The organism is Pseudomonas asplenii (genome assembly GCF_900105475.1).
Taxonomy (GTDB): Bacteria; Pseudomonadota; Gammaproteobacteria; order Pseudomonadales; family Pseudomonadaceae; genus Aquipseudomonas; species Aquipseudomonas asplenii.
Map to the genome: position 1 here is coordinate 2,017,580 of NZ_LT629777.1, position 14,088 is coordinate 2,031,667.

General features: G+C 61.9%; 14 protein-coding genes. 5 read left to right on the plus strand and 9 right to left on the minus strand.

What is annotated here, in order from left to right:
• Nucleotides 1-271: 271 nt before the first annotated feature.
• From BLU37_RS09130 to BLU37_RS09140, 3 genes are all read right to left on the minus strand, one after another.
• Nucleotides 272-1,453, minus strand: a complete 1,182-nt coding sequence (locus BLU37_RS09130) for an MFS transporter (protein WP_090204210.1) — start codon at nucleotides 1,451-1,453, stop codon at nucleotides 272-274.
• Complete coding sequence (locus BLU37_RS09135) at nucleotides 1,453-2,544, minus strand: SagB family peptide dehydrogenase (RefSeq protein WP_172833012.1); 1,092 nt, start codon at nucleotides 2,542-2,544, stop codon at nucleotides 1,453-1,455. The genes BLU37_RS09130 and BLU37_RS09135 overlap by 1 nt, the downstream gene beginning before the upstream one ends.
• Nucleotides 2,545-2,940: 396 nt before the next feature.
• Complete coding sequence (locus BLU37_RS09140) at nucleotides 2,941-4,137, minus strand: class I SAM-dependent rRNA methyltransferase (RefSeq protein WP_090204215.1); 1,197 nt, start codon at nucleotides 4,135-4,137, stop codon at nucleotides 2,941-2,943.
• Nucleotides 4,138-4,334: 197 nt separating this feature from the next.
• Here BLU37_RS09140 and BLU37_RS09145 point away from each other — a divergent pair, with 197 nt between their 5' ends.
• The 3 genes from BLU37_RS09145 (at nucleotide 4,335) to BLU37_RS09155 (ending at nucleotide 6,399) form a co-directional block, all read left to right on the plus strand.
• Nucleotides 4,335-5,147, plus strand: a complete 813-nt coding sequence (locus BLU37_RS09145) for an HDOD domain-containing protein (protein WP_172833097.1) — start codon at nucleotides 4,335-4,337, stop codon at nucleotides 5,145-5,147.
• A gap of 34 nt (nucleotides 5,148-5,181) precedes the next feature.
• Nucleotides 5,182-5,994 (plus strand): bifunctional DNA-formamidopyrimidine glycosylase/DNA-(apurinic or apyrimidinic site) lyase, encoded by an 813-nt coding sequence (mutM, locus tag BLU37_RS09150; protein ID WP_010444286.1) that lies wholly within the window; start codon nucleotides 5,182-5,184, stop codon nucleotides 5,992-5,994.
• Nucleotides 5,995-6,060: 66 nt separating this feature from the next.
• Nucleotides 6,061-6,399 (plus strand): hypothetical protein, encoded by a 339-nt coding sequence (locus BLU37_RS09155; RefSeq protein ID WP_029532966.1) that lies wholly within the window; start codon nucleotides 6,061-6,063, stop codon nucleotides 6,397-6,399.
• A 144-nt stretch (nucleotides 6,400-6,543) separates the two neighbouring features.
• Here the strand turns inward: BLU37_RS09155 and BLU37_RS09160 are convergent, their stop codons facing one another.
• The 5 genes from BLU37_RS09160 to BLU37_RS09180 all read right to left on the minus strand — a co-directional run bounded on the left by BLU37_RS09160 (nucleotide 6,544) and on the right by BLU37_RS09180 (nucleotide 11,191).
• The gene (locus BLU37_RS09160) at nucleotides 6,544-6,795 is read right to left on the minus strand and encodes a YfhL family 4Fe-4S dicluster ferredoxin (protein ID WP_010444974.1); all 252 of its coding nucleotides are present in this window, start codon (nucleotides 6,793-6,795) and stop codon (nucleotides 6,544-6,546) included.
• Nucleotides 6,796-6,942: 147 nt separating this feature from the next.
• Entirely contained in the window at nucleotides 6,943-7,422 is a 480-nt protein-coding gene (coaD, locus tag BLU37_RS09165; protein ID WP_010444973.1) for a pantetheine-phosphate adenylyltransferase, read from the minus strand.
• A gap of 114 nt (nucleotides 7,423-7,536) precedes the next feature.
• Nucleotides 7,537-9,132 carry a GMC family oxidoreductase gene (locus BLU37_RS09170; RefSeq protein ID WP_090204221.1) on the minus strand — a complete coding sequence of 532 codons (1,596 nt, stop codon included), beginning with the start codon at nucleotides 9,130-9,132 and terminating at the stop codon, nucleotides 7,537-7,539.
• Between the two features lie 51 nt (nucleotides 9,133-9,183).
• The gene (locus tag BLU37_RS09175) at nucleotides 9,184-9,729 is read right to left on the minus strand and encodes a twin-arginine translocation pathway signal protein (RefSeq protein ID WP_090204222.1); all 546 of its coding nucleotides are present in this window, start codon (nucleotides 9,727-9,729) and stop codon (nucleotides 9,184-9,186) included.
• Between the two features lie 31 nt (nucleotides 9,730-9,760).
• Nucleotides 9,761-11,191, minus strand: a complete 1,431-nt coding sequence (locus BLU37_RS09180) for a coniferyl aldehyde dehydrogenase (protein ID WP_090204225.1) — start codon at nucleotides 11,189-11,191, stop codon at nucleotides 9,761-9,763.
• A 152-nt stretch (nucleotides 11,192-11,343) separates the two neighbouring features.
• Here BLU37_RS09180 and BLU37_RS09185 point away from each other — a divergent pair, with 152 nt between their 5' ends.
• The gene (locus tag BLU37_RS09185) at nucleotides 11,344-12,012 is read left to right on the plus strand and encodes a TetR/AcrR family transcriptional regulator (RefSeq protein WP_010444966.1); all 669 of its coding nucleotides are present in this window, start codon (nucleotides 11,344-11,346) and stop codon (nucleotides 12,010-12,012) included.
• A gap of 41 nt (nucleotides 12,013-12,053) precedes the next feature.
• Nucleotides 12,054-12,908 (plus strand): sulfurtransferase, encoded by an 855-nt coding sequence (locus BLU37_RS09190; RefSeq protein WP_090204227.1) that lies wholly within the window; start codon nucleotides 12,054-12,056, stop codon nucleotides 12,906-12,908.
• Nucleotides 12,909-13,056: 148 nt separating this feature from the next.
• Here the strand turns inward: BLU37_RS09190 and BLU37_RS09195 are convergent, their stop codons facing one another.
• A complete protein-coding gene (locus tag BLU37_RS09195) occupies nucleotides 13,057-14,037 on the minus strand; it encodes a hydrolase (RefSeq protein WP_090204230.1) in 981 nt (326 codons plus the stop codon).
• Between the last annotated feature and the right edge of the window lie 51 nt (nucleotides 14,038-14,088).

Sequence of the window (14,088 nt, forward strand, 5' to 3'; positions counted from 1 at the left end):
GGGAGTGAGCTTCTATTGACCTTCGGGAACACCTGGAAAATGGCCGTGTGTCCGAAAGCTGCCGATAACGACACGGGATCGCCGTGCGTTTCAGCCTGAGCTCATAAACCCGCCGGGGGATGACTGGCGATGAATAGAGCGATTCTACACCGCTGGCGCCTGGAAGGAATGGGGCGGACGCTCAAGGGGAGTAGGCCTGGCTTCATCCACGTGCCATGGATTTCCGGGGCCGGTGGTGCGAGGGCATCGACTCGCGGGCCTGAGGCTGCGCTCAGCGCCCGATCCTGGCGCTGTTCAACAGGCCGAGCAGGCTGCAGATGATGAAGCCCATGCCGAGGGTCGGCAGCAGCAGGGTATCGCTCCGGGCCAGGACTGCACTACCGGCGGCGGCCGCGAGAAACATGAGGGTGTTGCCCGCCGATGCCGCAGTACCGGCGTTGGCCGAGAACAGCAGCATCGCCGCGGAGATCGCCGCAGGGCGGGTGATACTGACCGCGGCGGCGCTCAGGCACATGGGCAGCAACAGGCTGGCGGTGGAAACCAGCCCCAGTTGCAGGATCAACAGCAGCGCCAGGCCGGCGGCGCCCAGCAGAAGCAGGCCGATGTCGATCTGGGCCCGTACTCCCAGGCGCTTCTGCAACCAGGCGGCGGCCACGCCGCCAAACAGATAGGCCGTGCCATAGATCAGCAGTACGATGGCGTACTGGTACTCGGAGAGCCGCAAACCGTCCATGAAGATCAGTGGGGAGACGCTGGTCAGGGCAAAGTAGGCGCAGAACACCAGGGCTGCAATCTGCCAGTAACGGCGGAAGTCGCCATGGCTGAGGATTTCCCCGATCGACAGGCGCTGGGCCGGGCTATGTGTTGCGTCTGCGGCGCAGCGCGGGGGTAGCACCCGCAGCGCCAACAGGAAGAGGCCCGCGGCGACAATGGCAAAGGCATGAAAGCTGCTCTTCCAGCCAAAGTGGTCCAGCAACCAGGAACCGAGCAGGGGCGACAGGGCCACGAACAGGCCGCTGAAGCTCATGTAGCTGATACGTACGCAGGCGCGGTCCTGCGGCTCGAAGAGGTCTTCGACCAATGCCAGGCCGAGAACGAAGAAGCCGCAACCCAGGGCCTGGACGCCACGAAAGAACAGGAAGGTGGTGAAGTTCAGGGTCAGGGTGCAACCGATGGCACCCATACAGGCAATGGTTAGGCATGCCAGCAGCACTTCCTTGCGTCCGAGTCGATCGGAGAGCGGCCCGGTCAGCAGTTGCGAGAAGGCGAAGACCAGAGTGAACAGGCTGACCGTCAGGGCGATATCGGCGGTCGACGTGGCGAACTGCTCCGCCAGGGTGGGAAACGCTGGTAGCAGGACGTTGAGCGGGAAAAAACTGATCAGCGAGATGCCCGTTACCAGCAGCAGTCGGGGGCGGTTCGATGATCGTGGGTTGGTTGCGGTCGAAGGCATCAAAGGTTTTCCGAGGACGTCTTGAGCAGTTCCCGAAGTTCGTCGCAGATCGACTCGCCATGGCTGTAGCCAGCGCCGACGAACAACAGCGGCTGTTCGCCAAGGTCTTCCAGGCGCAATGCCTGCTCGATCTTCCGTTCGGTCAGGGCGGCGGTCACCCAGGTCTTCAGGCCCAGGGCGGTGGCGGCGAGTTGGAAAGTTTGCGAAATATGCCCGGCTTCCAACAGGGCGACGCGATAACCCTGTGAGTGTGGATACTTCCACCACATCTTGTCGAATCGACAGGTAATGAACAGGCCGAAAGGCAAGTTCTCGATAAAGTGCTGTCCTTGCACCAACATCGCCAGGGAGGTGTTCAGGCCTCTTATAAGTGTCAGCGCATGTTGGTCCGGGTGGTAATAATAAAACCCCGGCCCGATACCGTCGACGTTACGGACATACAGATAACCTTCGCTGCAATTCAGGCCACCTCCCGATGGACTGCTGCGACGAGCCCGAAAAGCTTCCGGGATGCACGGATCGATATCATGTTCGCGTTCTTTCAAATACCCCAGGGAAAGATAAAGCACCGTGCTGAGGTGTTTGAGGGAAACACGCCAGCTCAGAAACTTCCGGCAGGTCTTGCGCTGCAGGAGCACGCTGGTGAAGCCGACGTTGCTGCCATCGTCATGGCCTGGCAAGGGGAGGGGAAGGTGGATCATGTCCTGCTGCAGGGCGCTGGCATGGCGGTGGGGCTGCGGTTGCGGGCGCTGCATGACGTCCCGACAGTGAGCGAGGTAGTCCCGGGCCCATTGCGTGTTGTTGGCCGGGAGGTTCGACTGCGGCAGATCACGGGTGCCGATATGGAAGATTCTCGACAGGTCATCCCAGCCCCAATAGGCGCTGGCGAAGGGACTTTCGCTCAGGACGCCGGTGGTCACCAAGGTCGAGTCGACCGGGTGATTCGGGTCGAAACGGGAGGGCTTTTCGAGCAGTTCGATCAGCCGCTCGGCATGGGATTTATCCATCGAATACTGTTCATGGGACTGGTAATTCCAGATGACAAGTGCAGGTGACTTTATCAGGATGAACAGATCTGGGTTTATATACATGAACTTATACCCGTTTCTCGGTTTCAGGCTGGATCGATGAAGGGGGAATCGATCCAGCCTGACTCGGGTTTATTTTAATGTTCCGAGCATCGTGTGATGGCCGGCGGATACTTCATGTTCAAGTTTTATCTTTGCCATTGTCGTATCTCCTTTCTGTTTATATCGCCTCAAGAATAAGGCGATCATTCAGATAGTAGGCTTGTACAGGCAGTTGGCAAAGAGTAGATATGTAGGGTATATCCGAGTTATATGTCGGTCATATCCAGTTATTGGCTACAGGCGCGTGTCGGCGGCACTTTCTGGAAGAAGTGCGTCGCAGGGATTTCAACTTGGGTGTTGGCAGAAGGTTGTCTGTGAGGTGCTGCCCGCCCCAGGAGCAGGGCGGGCGGCAACTACTCAGCTGTTAGGCAGCAAGCGGCAGGTAATGCTCTTGATGTAACGCGTTTCCGGGATCGCCGGATGTACCGGGTGGTCCGGACCCTGGCCTCCGCGCTCCAGCAGTTGGATATTGCGGTCCAGGTGGCGGGCGCTGGTCAGCAGGATGTTCTGCAGGTCGTCCTCGGGCAGGTGCATCGAGCAGGACGCGCTGACCAGAATGCCATCCTTGCTCAGCAGGCGCATGGCCTGCTCGTTCAGGCGGCGGTAGGCGCCTTCGCCGTTCTTCAGGTCCTTCTTGCGCTTGATGAACGCTGGCGGGTCGGCGACGATCACGTCGAAACGCTCTTCGGCGGATTTCAGCTCTTTCAGTGCCTCGAATACATCGCCTTCGATGCAGGTCAGCTTATCGGCAAAACCGTTCAGCGTGGCGTTGCGTTCCACGCCATCGAGGGCGAAGCCGGAAGCGTCGACGCAGAACACTTCGCTGGCACCGAAAGCCGCAGCCTGCACACCCCAGCCGCCGATGTAGCTGAACAGGTCGAGGACCCGCTTGCCCTTGGCATAGGGGGCCAGGCGCGCGCGGTTCATGCGGTGGTCATAGAACCAGCCGGTCTTCTGGCCTTCCATTACCGGGGCCTCGAACTTCACGCCGTTCTCTTCCAGGGCGACCCATTCCGGCACCAGGCCGAACACGGTCTCGACATAACGCTCAAGGCCTTCGGCATCGCGCGCGGCCGAATCGTTCTTGAACAGGATGCCGCTGGGCTTGAGCACCTGGACCAGCGCCGCAATTACGTCGGCCTTGTGCTGTTCCATGGTCGCCGAGGCGAGTTGTACCACCAGAATGTCGCCGAAACGATCGACCACCAGCCCCGGCAGCAGGTCGGAGTCGCCGTAGACCAGGCGGTAGAACGGCTTGTCGAACAACCGCTCGCGCAGCGACAGGGCGACGTTGAGGCGGTGCACCAGCAGCGACTTGTCCAGCGGCAGGCGGGCATCGCGCGACAGCAGGCGGGCACAGATCAGGTTGTTCGGGCTCATGGCGACAATGCCCAGGGCCTTGCCGCCAGCGGCTTCGAGGATGGCCTGGTCACCGGCCTTGAAGCCGTGCAGTGGGGTCGCGGCCACGTCGATTTCGTTGCTGTAGACCCACAGGTGACCGGCGCGCAGGCGGCGATCGGCATTGGCTTTGAGGCGCAGGCTGGGCAGGGACATGACGTCGCTCCGGAAAAAAGAGCGGAATTATAGCGGGAGTTGTCCCTCGCCGGCTCGTCATGTTTCATGTGATTGAGTTCACAGATCGCCCATCCGGGTCGACTTTTCCGATAGAATCGGCGACTCGCCCGGAGTGTGTACTCATGTCCCAAGAACTTACAGCCGAACAGATCCAGCAGGCCTTGCAAGGCATCAGCGTGCCGCCCCAACCGCAGATCATGGTGGATCTGCAGATGGAGCAATACATGCCTGACCCGGACCTGGATGTCATCGCCCGGTTGATCAGTCAGGACCCTGGACTCTCCGGCGCATTGCTGAAAATCGTCAACTCGCCCTATTACGGCCTGACCAACAAGATCGCCTCTATTCAACGGGCAGTGACCCTGCTGGGCAGCCGTTCGATCATCAATCTGATCAATGCGCAGTCGATCAAGGGCGAGATGGCCGATGAAACCATCGTCACCCTCAACCGCTTCTGGGATACCGCCCAGGACGTGGCAATGACCAGCCTGACGCTGGCCAAGCGTACCGGTTCCCAGGCCATCGACGAGGCCTATGCGCTGGGGCTGTTCCACGATTGCGGGATTCCGCTGATGATCAAGCGTTTCCCCGATTACATGACGGTGCTGGAGCAGGCCTACACCAATGCTGGTCCCGATAAACGAGTGGTGGATACCGAGAACGATGCGTTCAACACCAACCATGCGGTGGTCGGCTACTACACGGCCAAGTCCTGGCGCCTGCCGGAGCATGTGACCGACGCCATCGCCAACCACCACAACGCGCTGGCGATCTTCAGCGATGAGACTACCCGCAACAGTCAGTTGAAGAATCTGCTGGCGATCCTGAAAATGGCTGAGCACATCTGCGCGTCCCACCGTGTACTGGGCGGTGAATCCGAGGATCGCGAGTGGAATGCCATCGCCCCTCTGGTGCTCGATTATGTCGGACTGTCCGACTACGACTTCGAGACCCTCAGGGAAAATATCCGCGAACTGGGTGTTCACTGATTTGGCGCTCGCCACTGCCTGACCTGGAATCTCCATGCCTGAATTACCCGAAGTCGAAACCACCCGGCGCGGTATCGCGCCTCATCTGGAAGGGCAGCGGGTCAGCCGTGTGATTGTCCGCGACCGGCGCCTGCGTTGGCCCATCCCGGAGGATCTCGATGTGCGGCTGTCCGGGCAACGTATCGTGCAGGTCGAGCGACGGGCCAAGTATCTGTTGATCAATGCCGAGGTCGGTACGCTGATCAGTCACCTGGGGATGTCGGGCAACCTGCGTCTGGTCGAGGTCGGCCTGCCGGCGGCCAAGCATGAGCATGTGGACATCGAGCTGGAGTCGGGATTGGCTTTGCGCTACACCGATCCACGGCGCTTCGGTGCCATGCTCTGGAGTCTCGAACCGCTCAAGCACGAGTTGCTGGCGCGGCTGGGGCCGGAACCGTTGACCGACCTGTTCGACGGTGAGCGATTGTTTCAGCTGTCCCGTGGGCGCTCGATGGCGGTCAAGCCGTTCATCATGGATAACGCGGTGGTGGTGGGCGTGGGCAATATCTACGCGACCGAGGCGCTGTTCGCTGCCGGGATCGATCCACGCCGCGAGGCCGGCGGGATTTCCCGGGCGCGTTATCTCAAGCTGGCGATCGAGATCAAGCGGATCCTGGCCCATGCCATCGAGCGTGGCGGCACTACCCTGCGCGACTTTATCGGCGGCGACGGCCAACCCGGCTACTTCCAGCAGGAGCTGTTTGTCTATGGTCGTGGCGGCGAGCATTGCAAGGTCTGCGGCAGCCTCTTGCGCGAGATTCGCCTGGGCCAGCGCGCCAGCGTTTATTGTCCGCGCTGCCAGAGCTGACCCGAGTGGCCGGCAGGCGCTATAGTGAGTCTTTGCCACCCCGTTGCTTAGCCGAAGGATAGTGCCATGAACCCGTTCCGTACCCTGGCCTTGTTGCTGGCCCTGACCTTTGGCCTGCAGGCACTGCCGGCCCTGGCCGATGACGGGACCAGTGGCGACCCGACCTACCAGATCCAGAATCCACCGGCCTACGCGATGATTGGCGACCTGCTGGTTGCCCGCCCGTTATTGGTGGGTGCGACGTTGGTCGGCTCGGCGGTTTTCGTGGTTTCGCTGCCGTTCACCGTGTTTGGTGGTTTCAAGGGCGTGGGCAAGGCCGGCAAGGCGCTGGTGGTCGACCCCGGCAAGGCGGCATTCGCCCGCTGCCTGGGCTGTACGGCGGAAGGTTTCGACGGCGATCAGTGAGCAGGCGGGCCTACTCGCGGATAAATCCATGGCTGTCGTATGAGCAGTTTGTGGGCCACACCAACCTGTAGGAGCGTGGCTTGCCCGCGAAGAGTTCGCCACGTCTTGCCCGTAACCCTCCCGCCCCGCGCAGGTCTTGGACTATCAGGCCTTGCCAGTAATCTTGCGATACTTGGTCATCAACTCATCCTGGGTTTCCGGGTGAGCTTCATCCAGCGGGATGCAATCCACCGGGCAAACCTGCTGGCACTGTGGTTCGTCGTAGTGGCCGACGCACTGGGTGCACAGGTTCGGGTCGATCACGTAGATCTCTTCGCCCTGGGAAATGGCGGCGTTCGGACACTCGGGTTCGCAGACGTCGCAATTGATGCAATCGTCGGTAATGATCAGGGACATGGGCACTCCGGCCAGGGCGACAGACCCGGGCAACGTAAAAACTGATGTGCCAATTGTGCCGCATTGACGCGCACAGTGCACGCGGGCGCGACGATGCGGGCGTCGTGGGCGTTGTGCGCGGCAGCTTCTGGAAGCTGCCACGCGGGTTTACTTCTTGAAGCGCAGGGTCAGTGCCTCGGCCACCAGCGGGTGGACGAACTTGCTGATATCTCCGCCCAGTGCGGCAATCTCACGGACCAACGTCGAGGAAATGAACGAATAGCGTTCCGATGGCGTGAGGAACAGACTCTCGACCTCCGGTGCCAACTGACGGTTCATGTTCGCCAGCTGGAATTCATACTCGAAGTCCGATACGGCACGCAGTCCGCGCAGAAACACATTGGCGTTCTGCTCTTTGGCAAACTGCGCCAGCAGGGTGGAAAAGCCCATCACTTCGACGTTGGGCAGGTGCCGGGTGACCTCGCGGGCCAACTCCACACGCTGTTCCAGCGGGAAAAGCGGGTTTTTCTTCGGGCTGGCGGCCACGGCAATGATCACGTGGTCGAACAGGCGCGCGGCGCGTTCGACCAGATCGCCATGGCCCTTGGTAATCGGGTCGAAGGTACCTGGGTACAACACTCGGTTCATCGCGTCGTCCTGGCGGGAGTCCGTTGGGGAATCGGATGGTATCGCAGCCTTTCCTGTCGGCCAAGTCAGTGCGTACGGAAGAAAGCCCCATGGACGTTGTGAATATTCCTTTTTTCATGGGGTTTTCAGGCGATCGACCAGGGCTGTCGCCAACTGGGCGGTCAGCCCATACACCGAAAGCTGGGGGTTGGCGCCGATACTGGTGGGAAACAGCGAGCCATCGTGAATCGACAGGTTGCGCAATTGGTGATGACGGCCGAGGCTGTCGGCGACTGCGGTTTTCGGGTCTTCACCCATGGCACAGCCGCCCATCACGTGGGCGCTGCCCAGGCGGGTGCGGTAGGTTTCCAGGCGCAGGCCATCGATCAGTGTCCTGGCCTGGGCGAGCGAACTCACGTACCCGGCATCGGCATGCAACGGCAGCACCGACTGGGCTCCGGCGGCGAACTGGATCTCGGCCATGCTGTGGAACGCCCGACGCAGGCCGTCCCAGGCGTAGGACGAGACCTGGTAGTCGAGTACCGGGCTGCCGTCGCCGCGCAGTTCCACATTGCCGCCCGGGCTGTCCGGGTGAAAACCATCACGCATCAGCGCCAGCATCATGTGGGTGTGTGGCAGTTGTTCCATGCGCAGTGCGCTTTGTGGGCCGAAGCCACCCAGCAGCGTGCTGGCGAGCGCCGGTTGCAGCGGTGGTACTTCCAGTTTGTAGGACATGTGTCCGGTGGTGCCGTCCAGCCATTGGAAATGGTCGGAATAGATCGATTGCGGGGCGCCGTAGTAGGGATTGATCACTTCGCTGAACTGCCCGGCGGAGAAATTCACCAGATGCAGGAAGGTGCGTTTGCCCAGGCGATCGTTCGGGTCCGGCGCCTTGGAGCGCAACAGCAGCCCTGGGCTGTTGATGCCGCCGCCAGCGAGCACGTAGTGCCGGGCCTTGACGGTGATCGTGCGGCCGTTGGGTGCCACGCAGCGTGCATCCATCCCCACGCAGTGCAGGCCGCTGACCTTGTCGCCATCGATCAATAGTCGTTCGGCGCGGGCCAGGTAGAGCAGTTCGCCGCCCTTTTCCAGGGTGGCGGGGATGGTGGTGACCAGCATCGATTGCTTGGCGTTGGTCGGGCAGCCCATGCCGCAGTAGCCGAGGTTCCAGCAGCCGCGTACGTTGCGCGGAATGACCTTCCAGCTGTAGTCGAGCTTTTCGCAGCCGTTGCGCAGCACGTCGTTGTTGGCGTTGGGCGGCATCACCCAGGGGGCGACACCGAGCCGTTGCTCCATTTTCTCGAACCAGGGCGCCATTTCGGCGGCGCTGTGCCCCTTGACGTTGTGCTCCCTGGCCCAGTGTTCGAGGGTCGGTTCGGGTGTGCGGAAGCTCGAGGTCCAGTTGATCAGCGTGGTGCCGCCGACGGCCCGGCCCTGGAGAATGGTAATGGCGCCGTCCTTGCTCATGCGGCCGATACCTTCCTGGTAAAGGCTGGTGTAGGCCTCGTCTTCGAGCATCTTGAAGTCGTCGCTGGTTTTCAGCGGCCCTTCCTCGATCAGCAGGACCTTGTAGCCGGCAGCGCTGAGTATTTCGGCGGTGGTGCCGCCGCCGGCTCCGCTGCCGATGATCGCGACATCGGCTTCCAGGTTCAGGTCCTGCTCCAGCTGTGCGCCGTTATAGGTTTTCCAGCCGCGGGCCAGGCCTTCGCGGAACAGATCGGGTACGGGCATGTGACGCCTCTTTTATTGTTGTTTTGACAGGTGTGGCTGATCGAGGAGGGCTCAGACCTTGGGTGGCCCCGGGTAGCCGCAATGGGCCCAGGATTCGGCGCGGTTGTACCAGGCCATCATCACCAGTTGCAGCAGCGAGGCATGGCCCATGCGCAGCAGGCTCAGGTAGCTGTTTTCCCAGCGATTGAGAAAGGCCCGGATCTGTTCGGTGCTGGCGCTTTCCCAGCCGCCCCAGATTCCCGTCAGCGGTCCACGGGTCAGTCCCATGCCGAGTACGTCGAACAGTTGGCGGGTGAGCTTGAGCATTTCCGGCGAAAGGTGGGCGAGGCTCTTGTCGAGGCTGGCCAGGGTCTGCTCGATGGCGGCTGGCATCTTGTCGGGGCTGACGGCACCTTCGAGCATCACCGGGATCAGCGCCCGCAGGAACGGCAGATCAGCGCTCTGCAGAACGACAAAACTGTTGGCCGGCCCGGCCGCCGAGCAACCACTGAGGCTGGCGGCCAGCCCGGCGGTCGTCAGGAAGGCGCTGGCACACAGGCCGATTTTCAGCAGGCCGCGTCGGGACAGCACGGGAGATTCGGACAGGCTGTAAGTCATTATTGTTATTCACCTGAGCAAGGATGGAAGGTCAGCGAACGAACAACTTCTGGATCAGTTTCTGGATCGATTTGCCGTAGGGCGGGTAGATCAGCCGGGCAGCGTTGAAGCGCTGCTTGGTCAGCACACCCTTGGCCTTGCTGAAGGTCAGGAAACCTTCGTGCCCGTGGTAGTGGCCCATCCCAGAGGGACCGACGCCACCGAATGGCAGGTCTTCCTGGGGCACGTGCAGCAGGGTGTCGTTGAGGCAGACACCCCCCGAGTGGGTTTCGTGGAGGACCCGTTGTTGCTCGCGCTTGTTGTAGCCGAAGTAGTAGAGCGCCAGTGGTCGAGGTCTTTGGTTGATGTAGGCGAAAGCTTCATCAATGCCGTTGTACGGGACGATCGGCAACAGCGGCCCGAAGATTTCGTCCTGCATCAGGGTCATGTCATCGCTGACGTTCAGCAGCAGGCTGTGACCCATGCGGCGTTGTTGGCCTTGGTCGAACAGCGGAATCACCTGCGCGCCCTTGCTGGTGGCGTCGCTGATATAGCCGTTGAGCCGTGCCAATTGTCGGTCGTTGATGATGCTGGTGTAGTCCGGGTTGTCCGCCAGGGTCGGATAGAAGCCGCGTACCGCTTGGCGATAGGCTTCGACGAAGGCGTCTACTCGCTCTTGCGGTACCAGCACGTAGTCCGGGGCCACGCAGGTCTGGCCGGCGTTGAGGGTCTTGCCGAAGGCGATACGTTCGGCGGCGTCCTTGAGGGGAACGTCGCTGGAGACAATCGCTGGCGACTTGCCGCCCAGTTCCAGGGTCACCGGTGTCAGGTGCTCGGCGGCGGCGCGCATCACGTGCTTGCCGATGCTGGTGGCGCCGGTGAACAGCAGGTGATCGAACGGCAGCTTGGAGAAAGCCATGCCGATGTCCACGTCACCGAGGACCACACACACCAGGTCTTCCGGGAATACCCGGCCCAACAGCTCCTTGAGCAGCAGGCCGGTGGCCGGAGTCGATTCGCTGAGCTTGAGCATCACCCGGTTACCCGCCGCGAGGGCGCCGACCAACGGGCCAATGGCGAGAAACAGCGGGTAGTTCCACGGCACGATCACCCCGACCACCCCCAAAGGCTGGTAGATGACCTTGGCCGAGGCCGGTTGAAAGGCCAGGCCGACCTTGCGCCGTGCGGGCTTCATCCAGCCCTTGAGATGTTTGCGTGCGTAATGGATGCCGTGAAGGCTGGGCATCAGTTCGCCGAGCAGTGTCTCGTCGGCGCTGCGGTTGCCGAAGTCGACGCTGATGGCGTCGATGATTGCCTGCCGTTCGTCGCTGAGCAATTGGCGCAGGCTCTCCAGCCACTGCCGGCGTTGCTCGGCCGGCGGCATCGGATGCGCCGCGTAAGCCTGGCGCAGGGCCTGGAATTGATGCTGGAGCTGGCTCAGTTGCTGCTGGGACTCCTGCAGGTAGGCAATTTCGGCAGACATGGTGCGCTCCATTGGGTGTGTTTTTATTTTTAAACAAATGTTTAGAGCTAAAGCTCGAAAATGTCAACAGCCGTGTGCGCCACGAACCGTTTATCCGTCGCGTGATAGGCCGTAAGATGCTGGGCATCGCATTCTTGAAGTAAAGCCGAGTCATGGCCCCACGAATAAAAACCAGCGAGCGCATCGTCCAGAACAGCCTCGACCTGTTCAACCAGCAGGGCGAGCGCAGCGTCAGCACCAATCACATCGCGGCGCACATGGATATTTCGCCGGGCAACCTCTACTACCACTTCCCCAACAAGCAGGCGATCATCGCCGTGCTGTTCGCCGAGTACGAGGCGCTGGTGGACAGCTTCCTGCGCCCGCCTCAGGGCCGCGCCGCGACCATCGACGACAAGCGCTTCTATCTCAAGGCGCTGCTGGCGGCGATGTGGCGCTATCGTTTCCTGCACCGTGACCTTGAACACCTGCTGGAAAGCGATGCCGAGCTGGCGGCGCGTTATCGGCGATTTTCCCAGCGCTGCCTGATCCAGGGACAGTCGATCTACGGTGGTTTCGTCGAAGCCGGGATTCTGGCGATGGACGCGGTGCAGATCGAGTCGCTGACTCTCAATGCCTGGATTGTCCTGACTTCCTGGGTGCGTTTTCTCAGCACCACCCGGGAAAGTGCCAATCACCTGAGTGAAGAGTCGATCAAGCGCGGGGTGTATCAGGTGCTGGTGCTCGAGTCGGGCTTCGTCACGCCCCAGGCCCGTGAGGCCGTCGACAAGTTGCTGAATGAATTTTATGTCCCCCTGGCCAAGGCTCTTGAGGGGGCTTAGGGGTCACCGGTTGGCGTTTATCCACTAACGAGGAATGAGTCATGCCCCTTGCGCAACTGATCAGCCCGCAGCAACTGGCCGAGCGTCAAGCCCGGCCAGGGTTGGTGATCCTGGATTGTCGTTTTGCCCTGGAAGACCCGGACTATGGCCAGCGCAGTTATGCCGAGGGGCATATCGAGGGGGCGCACTTCGCCGATCTGGAGCGTGATCTCAGCGGTCCGGTGACCAAGGGCGTGACCGGGCGCCACCCGCTGCCCGAGCCGGCGGCGCTGGTGGAGCGTCTGCAGGCCTGGGGGATCAGCGCCGACAGTGAAATCGTCCTGTATGACGACGGCCCCGGCATGTACGCGGCCCGAGCCTGGTGGCTGCTGGCGTGGCTGGGCAAGCGCGATGGTGTGTTCATTCTCGATGGCGGCCTGAAAGCCTGGCACGCGGCCGGCTTGCCGCTGAGCCTGAATCCGGCGCCGAGTGGTCGTGGCACGTTCAACGGCACTGCGGACTCTGCGCTGTTGATCAGTGCCGAACAATTGCAACAGCGGCTTGGCCAGCCTTCCATGACCCTGCTGGATGCGCGCGCGTTGCCGCGTTTTCGTGGCGAAGTCGAACCGATCGACCCGATCGCCGGGCATATTCCGGGAGCGCAGTGTGCGGCATTCAATGAAAACCTCGGTGCCGATGGACGGTTCCTGCCGGCCGATCAGCTCAGGCAGCGCTTCGCCGCGAAACTGGGCGATCGCTCCGTGCAGGAACTGGTGGCCTACTGCGGTTCCGGGGTGACCGCGTGCCACAACCTGTTCGCGCTGAGCCTGGCGGGTTATCCCCTGGCGACCCTGTATCCGGGCTCGTGGAGTGAGTGGATCACCGATTCGCAGCGCGCGATCGCTACCGGCGATTGAGTTCCGGGGCTGGCGCTGAAGTCAGAATTGGAAGCAAACCTGTGGGAGCCGGCTTGCTGGCGATTGCGATTCAACCGTCGACCTGTTCGCCAGCTGAAACACTGCCATCGCCAGCAAGCCGGTTCCCACAGGGATTGGCGGTATTGCTTCAGCGCCCGGCCAGCCACTCTGGAATCCGTCGCTCCAGGTAGTAGCCGGGTTTGCCCAGGCTGCCGTCGACGAAGCCGACATGGCCGCCCTTGTCCTGCAGTTCGAACTCGGTGTCCGTTGCCAGCTCGGCCGGCTCCGGCAGGCTGTGGCGGAACACGAAGGGATCGTCCGCCGCCTGGATGATCAACGTCGGCGTGCGGATTGCCCCGAGAAAGTAGCGGCTCGATGCCCGGCGGTAATAGTCTTCGGCATCCCGGTAGCCATGCAGGGGCGCCGTCACCCGGCCATCGAAATCCCAGAAGGTGCGCATCCCCGTCAGCGGGCCGAGGCTGCTGAGGGTCGCCAGCCCATCGACCCGGCCGTCATGCTGGAACTGACGCTGCTTGTCCTTGATGTAGGCGAGCATCTCGCGCATGAAGTGCGCCTGGTAGACCTTGGAAAAACCCTGGCCGATACGGTCTGCACACTGGTCGAGCCGAAACGGCACCGAGACCGCGACGCCCGCCTGCAAGCCACTGTCGCCGGCGCTTTCCCCCAGATGCTTGAGCAGCACATTGCCACCCAGCGAATAACCCACGGCGTAAAGCGCCGCCAGTGGCCGCTTGCTCTTGAGGTGGGCGATGGTCGCGGCCAGGTCTTCGCTGGCGCCGGAGTGATAGCTGCGCGGCAACAGGTTCGGTTCTCCCGAGCAGCCGCGCCAATTCAGCGCGACGCTGGCCCAGCCTTGGGCAGCCAGGGCTTGTTGCATGCCGACGATGTAGGGTGAGTTGGAAGACCCGGTCAGCCCATGCAGGAGCAGCACCAGGGGCACGGTGGCCTCGTGGGGCCCGAACCAGTCGAGATCGAGAAAGTCGCCGTCCTCCAGCCAGAGTCGTTCGCGCTGGCGCTCAAGGACGGTTTTCTTGCGCCAGAGCGGGCCCCATAGGGTTTGCAGGTGAGGGTTGCCCAGGCCGGGAGCCGGGCTGAAACGGTTGGACATGGGCGGTGGTCTGTCTCGTCGAAGGTGCGCCAGGCGGCGCACCCGGTCGGT

Excerpts from the sequence above, each read along its gene's own strand:
- BLU37_RS09195 (WP_090204230.1), bottom strand. The coding sequence starts at position 14,037 with ATGTCCAACCGTTTCAGCCCGGCTCCCGGCCTGGGCAACCCTCACCTG.
- BLU37_RS09160 (WP_010444974.1), bottom strand. The coding sequence starts at position 6,795 with ATGTCCCTGATCATTACCGACGATTGCATCAATTGCGACGTCTGCGAA.
- BLU37_RS09180 (WP_090204225.1), bottom strand. The coding sequence starts at position 11,191 with ATGTCTGCCGAAATTGCCTACCTGCAGGAGTCCCAGCAGCAACTGAGC.
- coaD (WP_010444973.1), bottom strand. The coding sequence starts at position 7,422 with ATGAACCGAGTGTTGTACCCAGGTACCTTCGACCCGATTACCAAGGGC.
- BLU37_RS09175 (WP_090204222.1), bottom strand. The coding sequence starts at position 9,729 with ATGACTTACAGCCTGTCCGAATCTCCCGTGCTGTCCCGACGCGGCCTG.
- BLU37_RS09170 (WP_090204221.1), bottom strand. The coding sequence starts at position 9,132 with ATGCCCGTACCCGATCTGTTCCGCGAAGGCCTGGCCCGCGGCTGGAAA.
- BLU37_RS09135 (WP_172833012.1), bottom strand. The coding sequence starts at position 2,544 with ATGTATATAAACCCAGATCTGTTCATCCTGATAAAGTCACCTGCACTT.
- BLU37_RS09185 (WP_010444966.1), top strand. The coding sequence starts at position 11,344 with ATGGCCCCACGAATAAAAACCAGCGAGCGCATCGTCCAGAACAGCCTC.
- BLU37_RS09140 (WP_090204215.1), bottom strand. The coding sequence starts at position 4,137 with ATGTCCCTGCCCAGCCTGCGCCTCAAAGCCAATGCCGATCGCCGCCTG.
- BLU37_RS09155 (WP_029532966.1), top strand. The coding sequence starts at position 6,061 with ATGAACCCGTTCCGTACCCTGGCCTTGTTGCTGGCCCTGACCTTTGGC.
- BLU37_RS09190 (WP_090204227.1), top strand. The coding sequence starts at position 12,054 with ATGCCCCTTGCGCAACTGATCAGCCCGCAGCAACTGGCCGAGCGTCAA.
- mutM (WP_010444286.1), top strand. The coding sequence starts at position 5,182 with ATGCCTGAATTACCCGAAGTCGAAACCACCCGGCGCGGTATCGCGCCT.
- BLU37_RS09130 (WP_090204210.1), bottom strand. The coding sequence starts at position 1,453 with ATGCCTTCGACCGCAACCAACCCACGATCATCGAACCGCCCCCGACTG.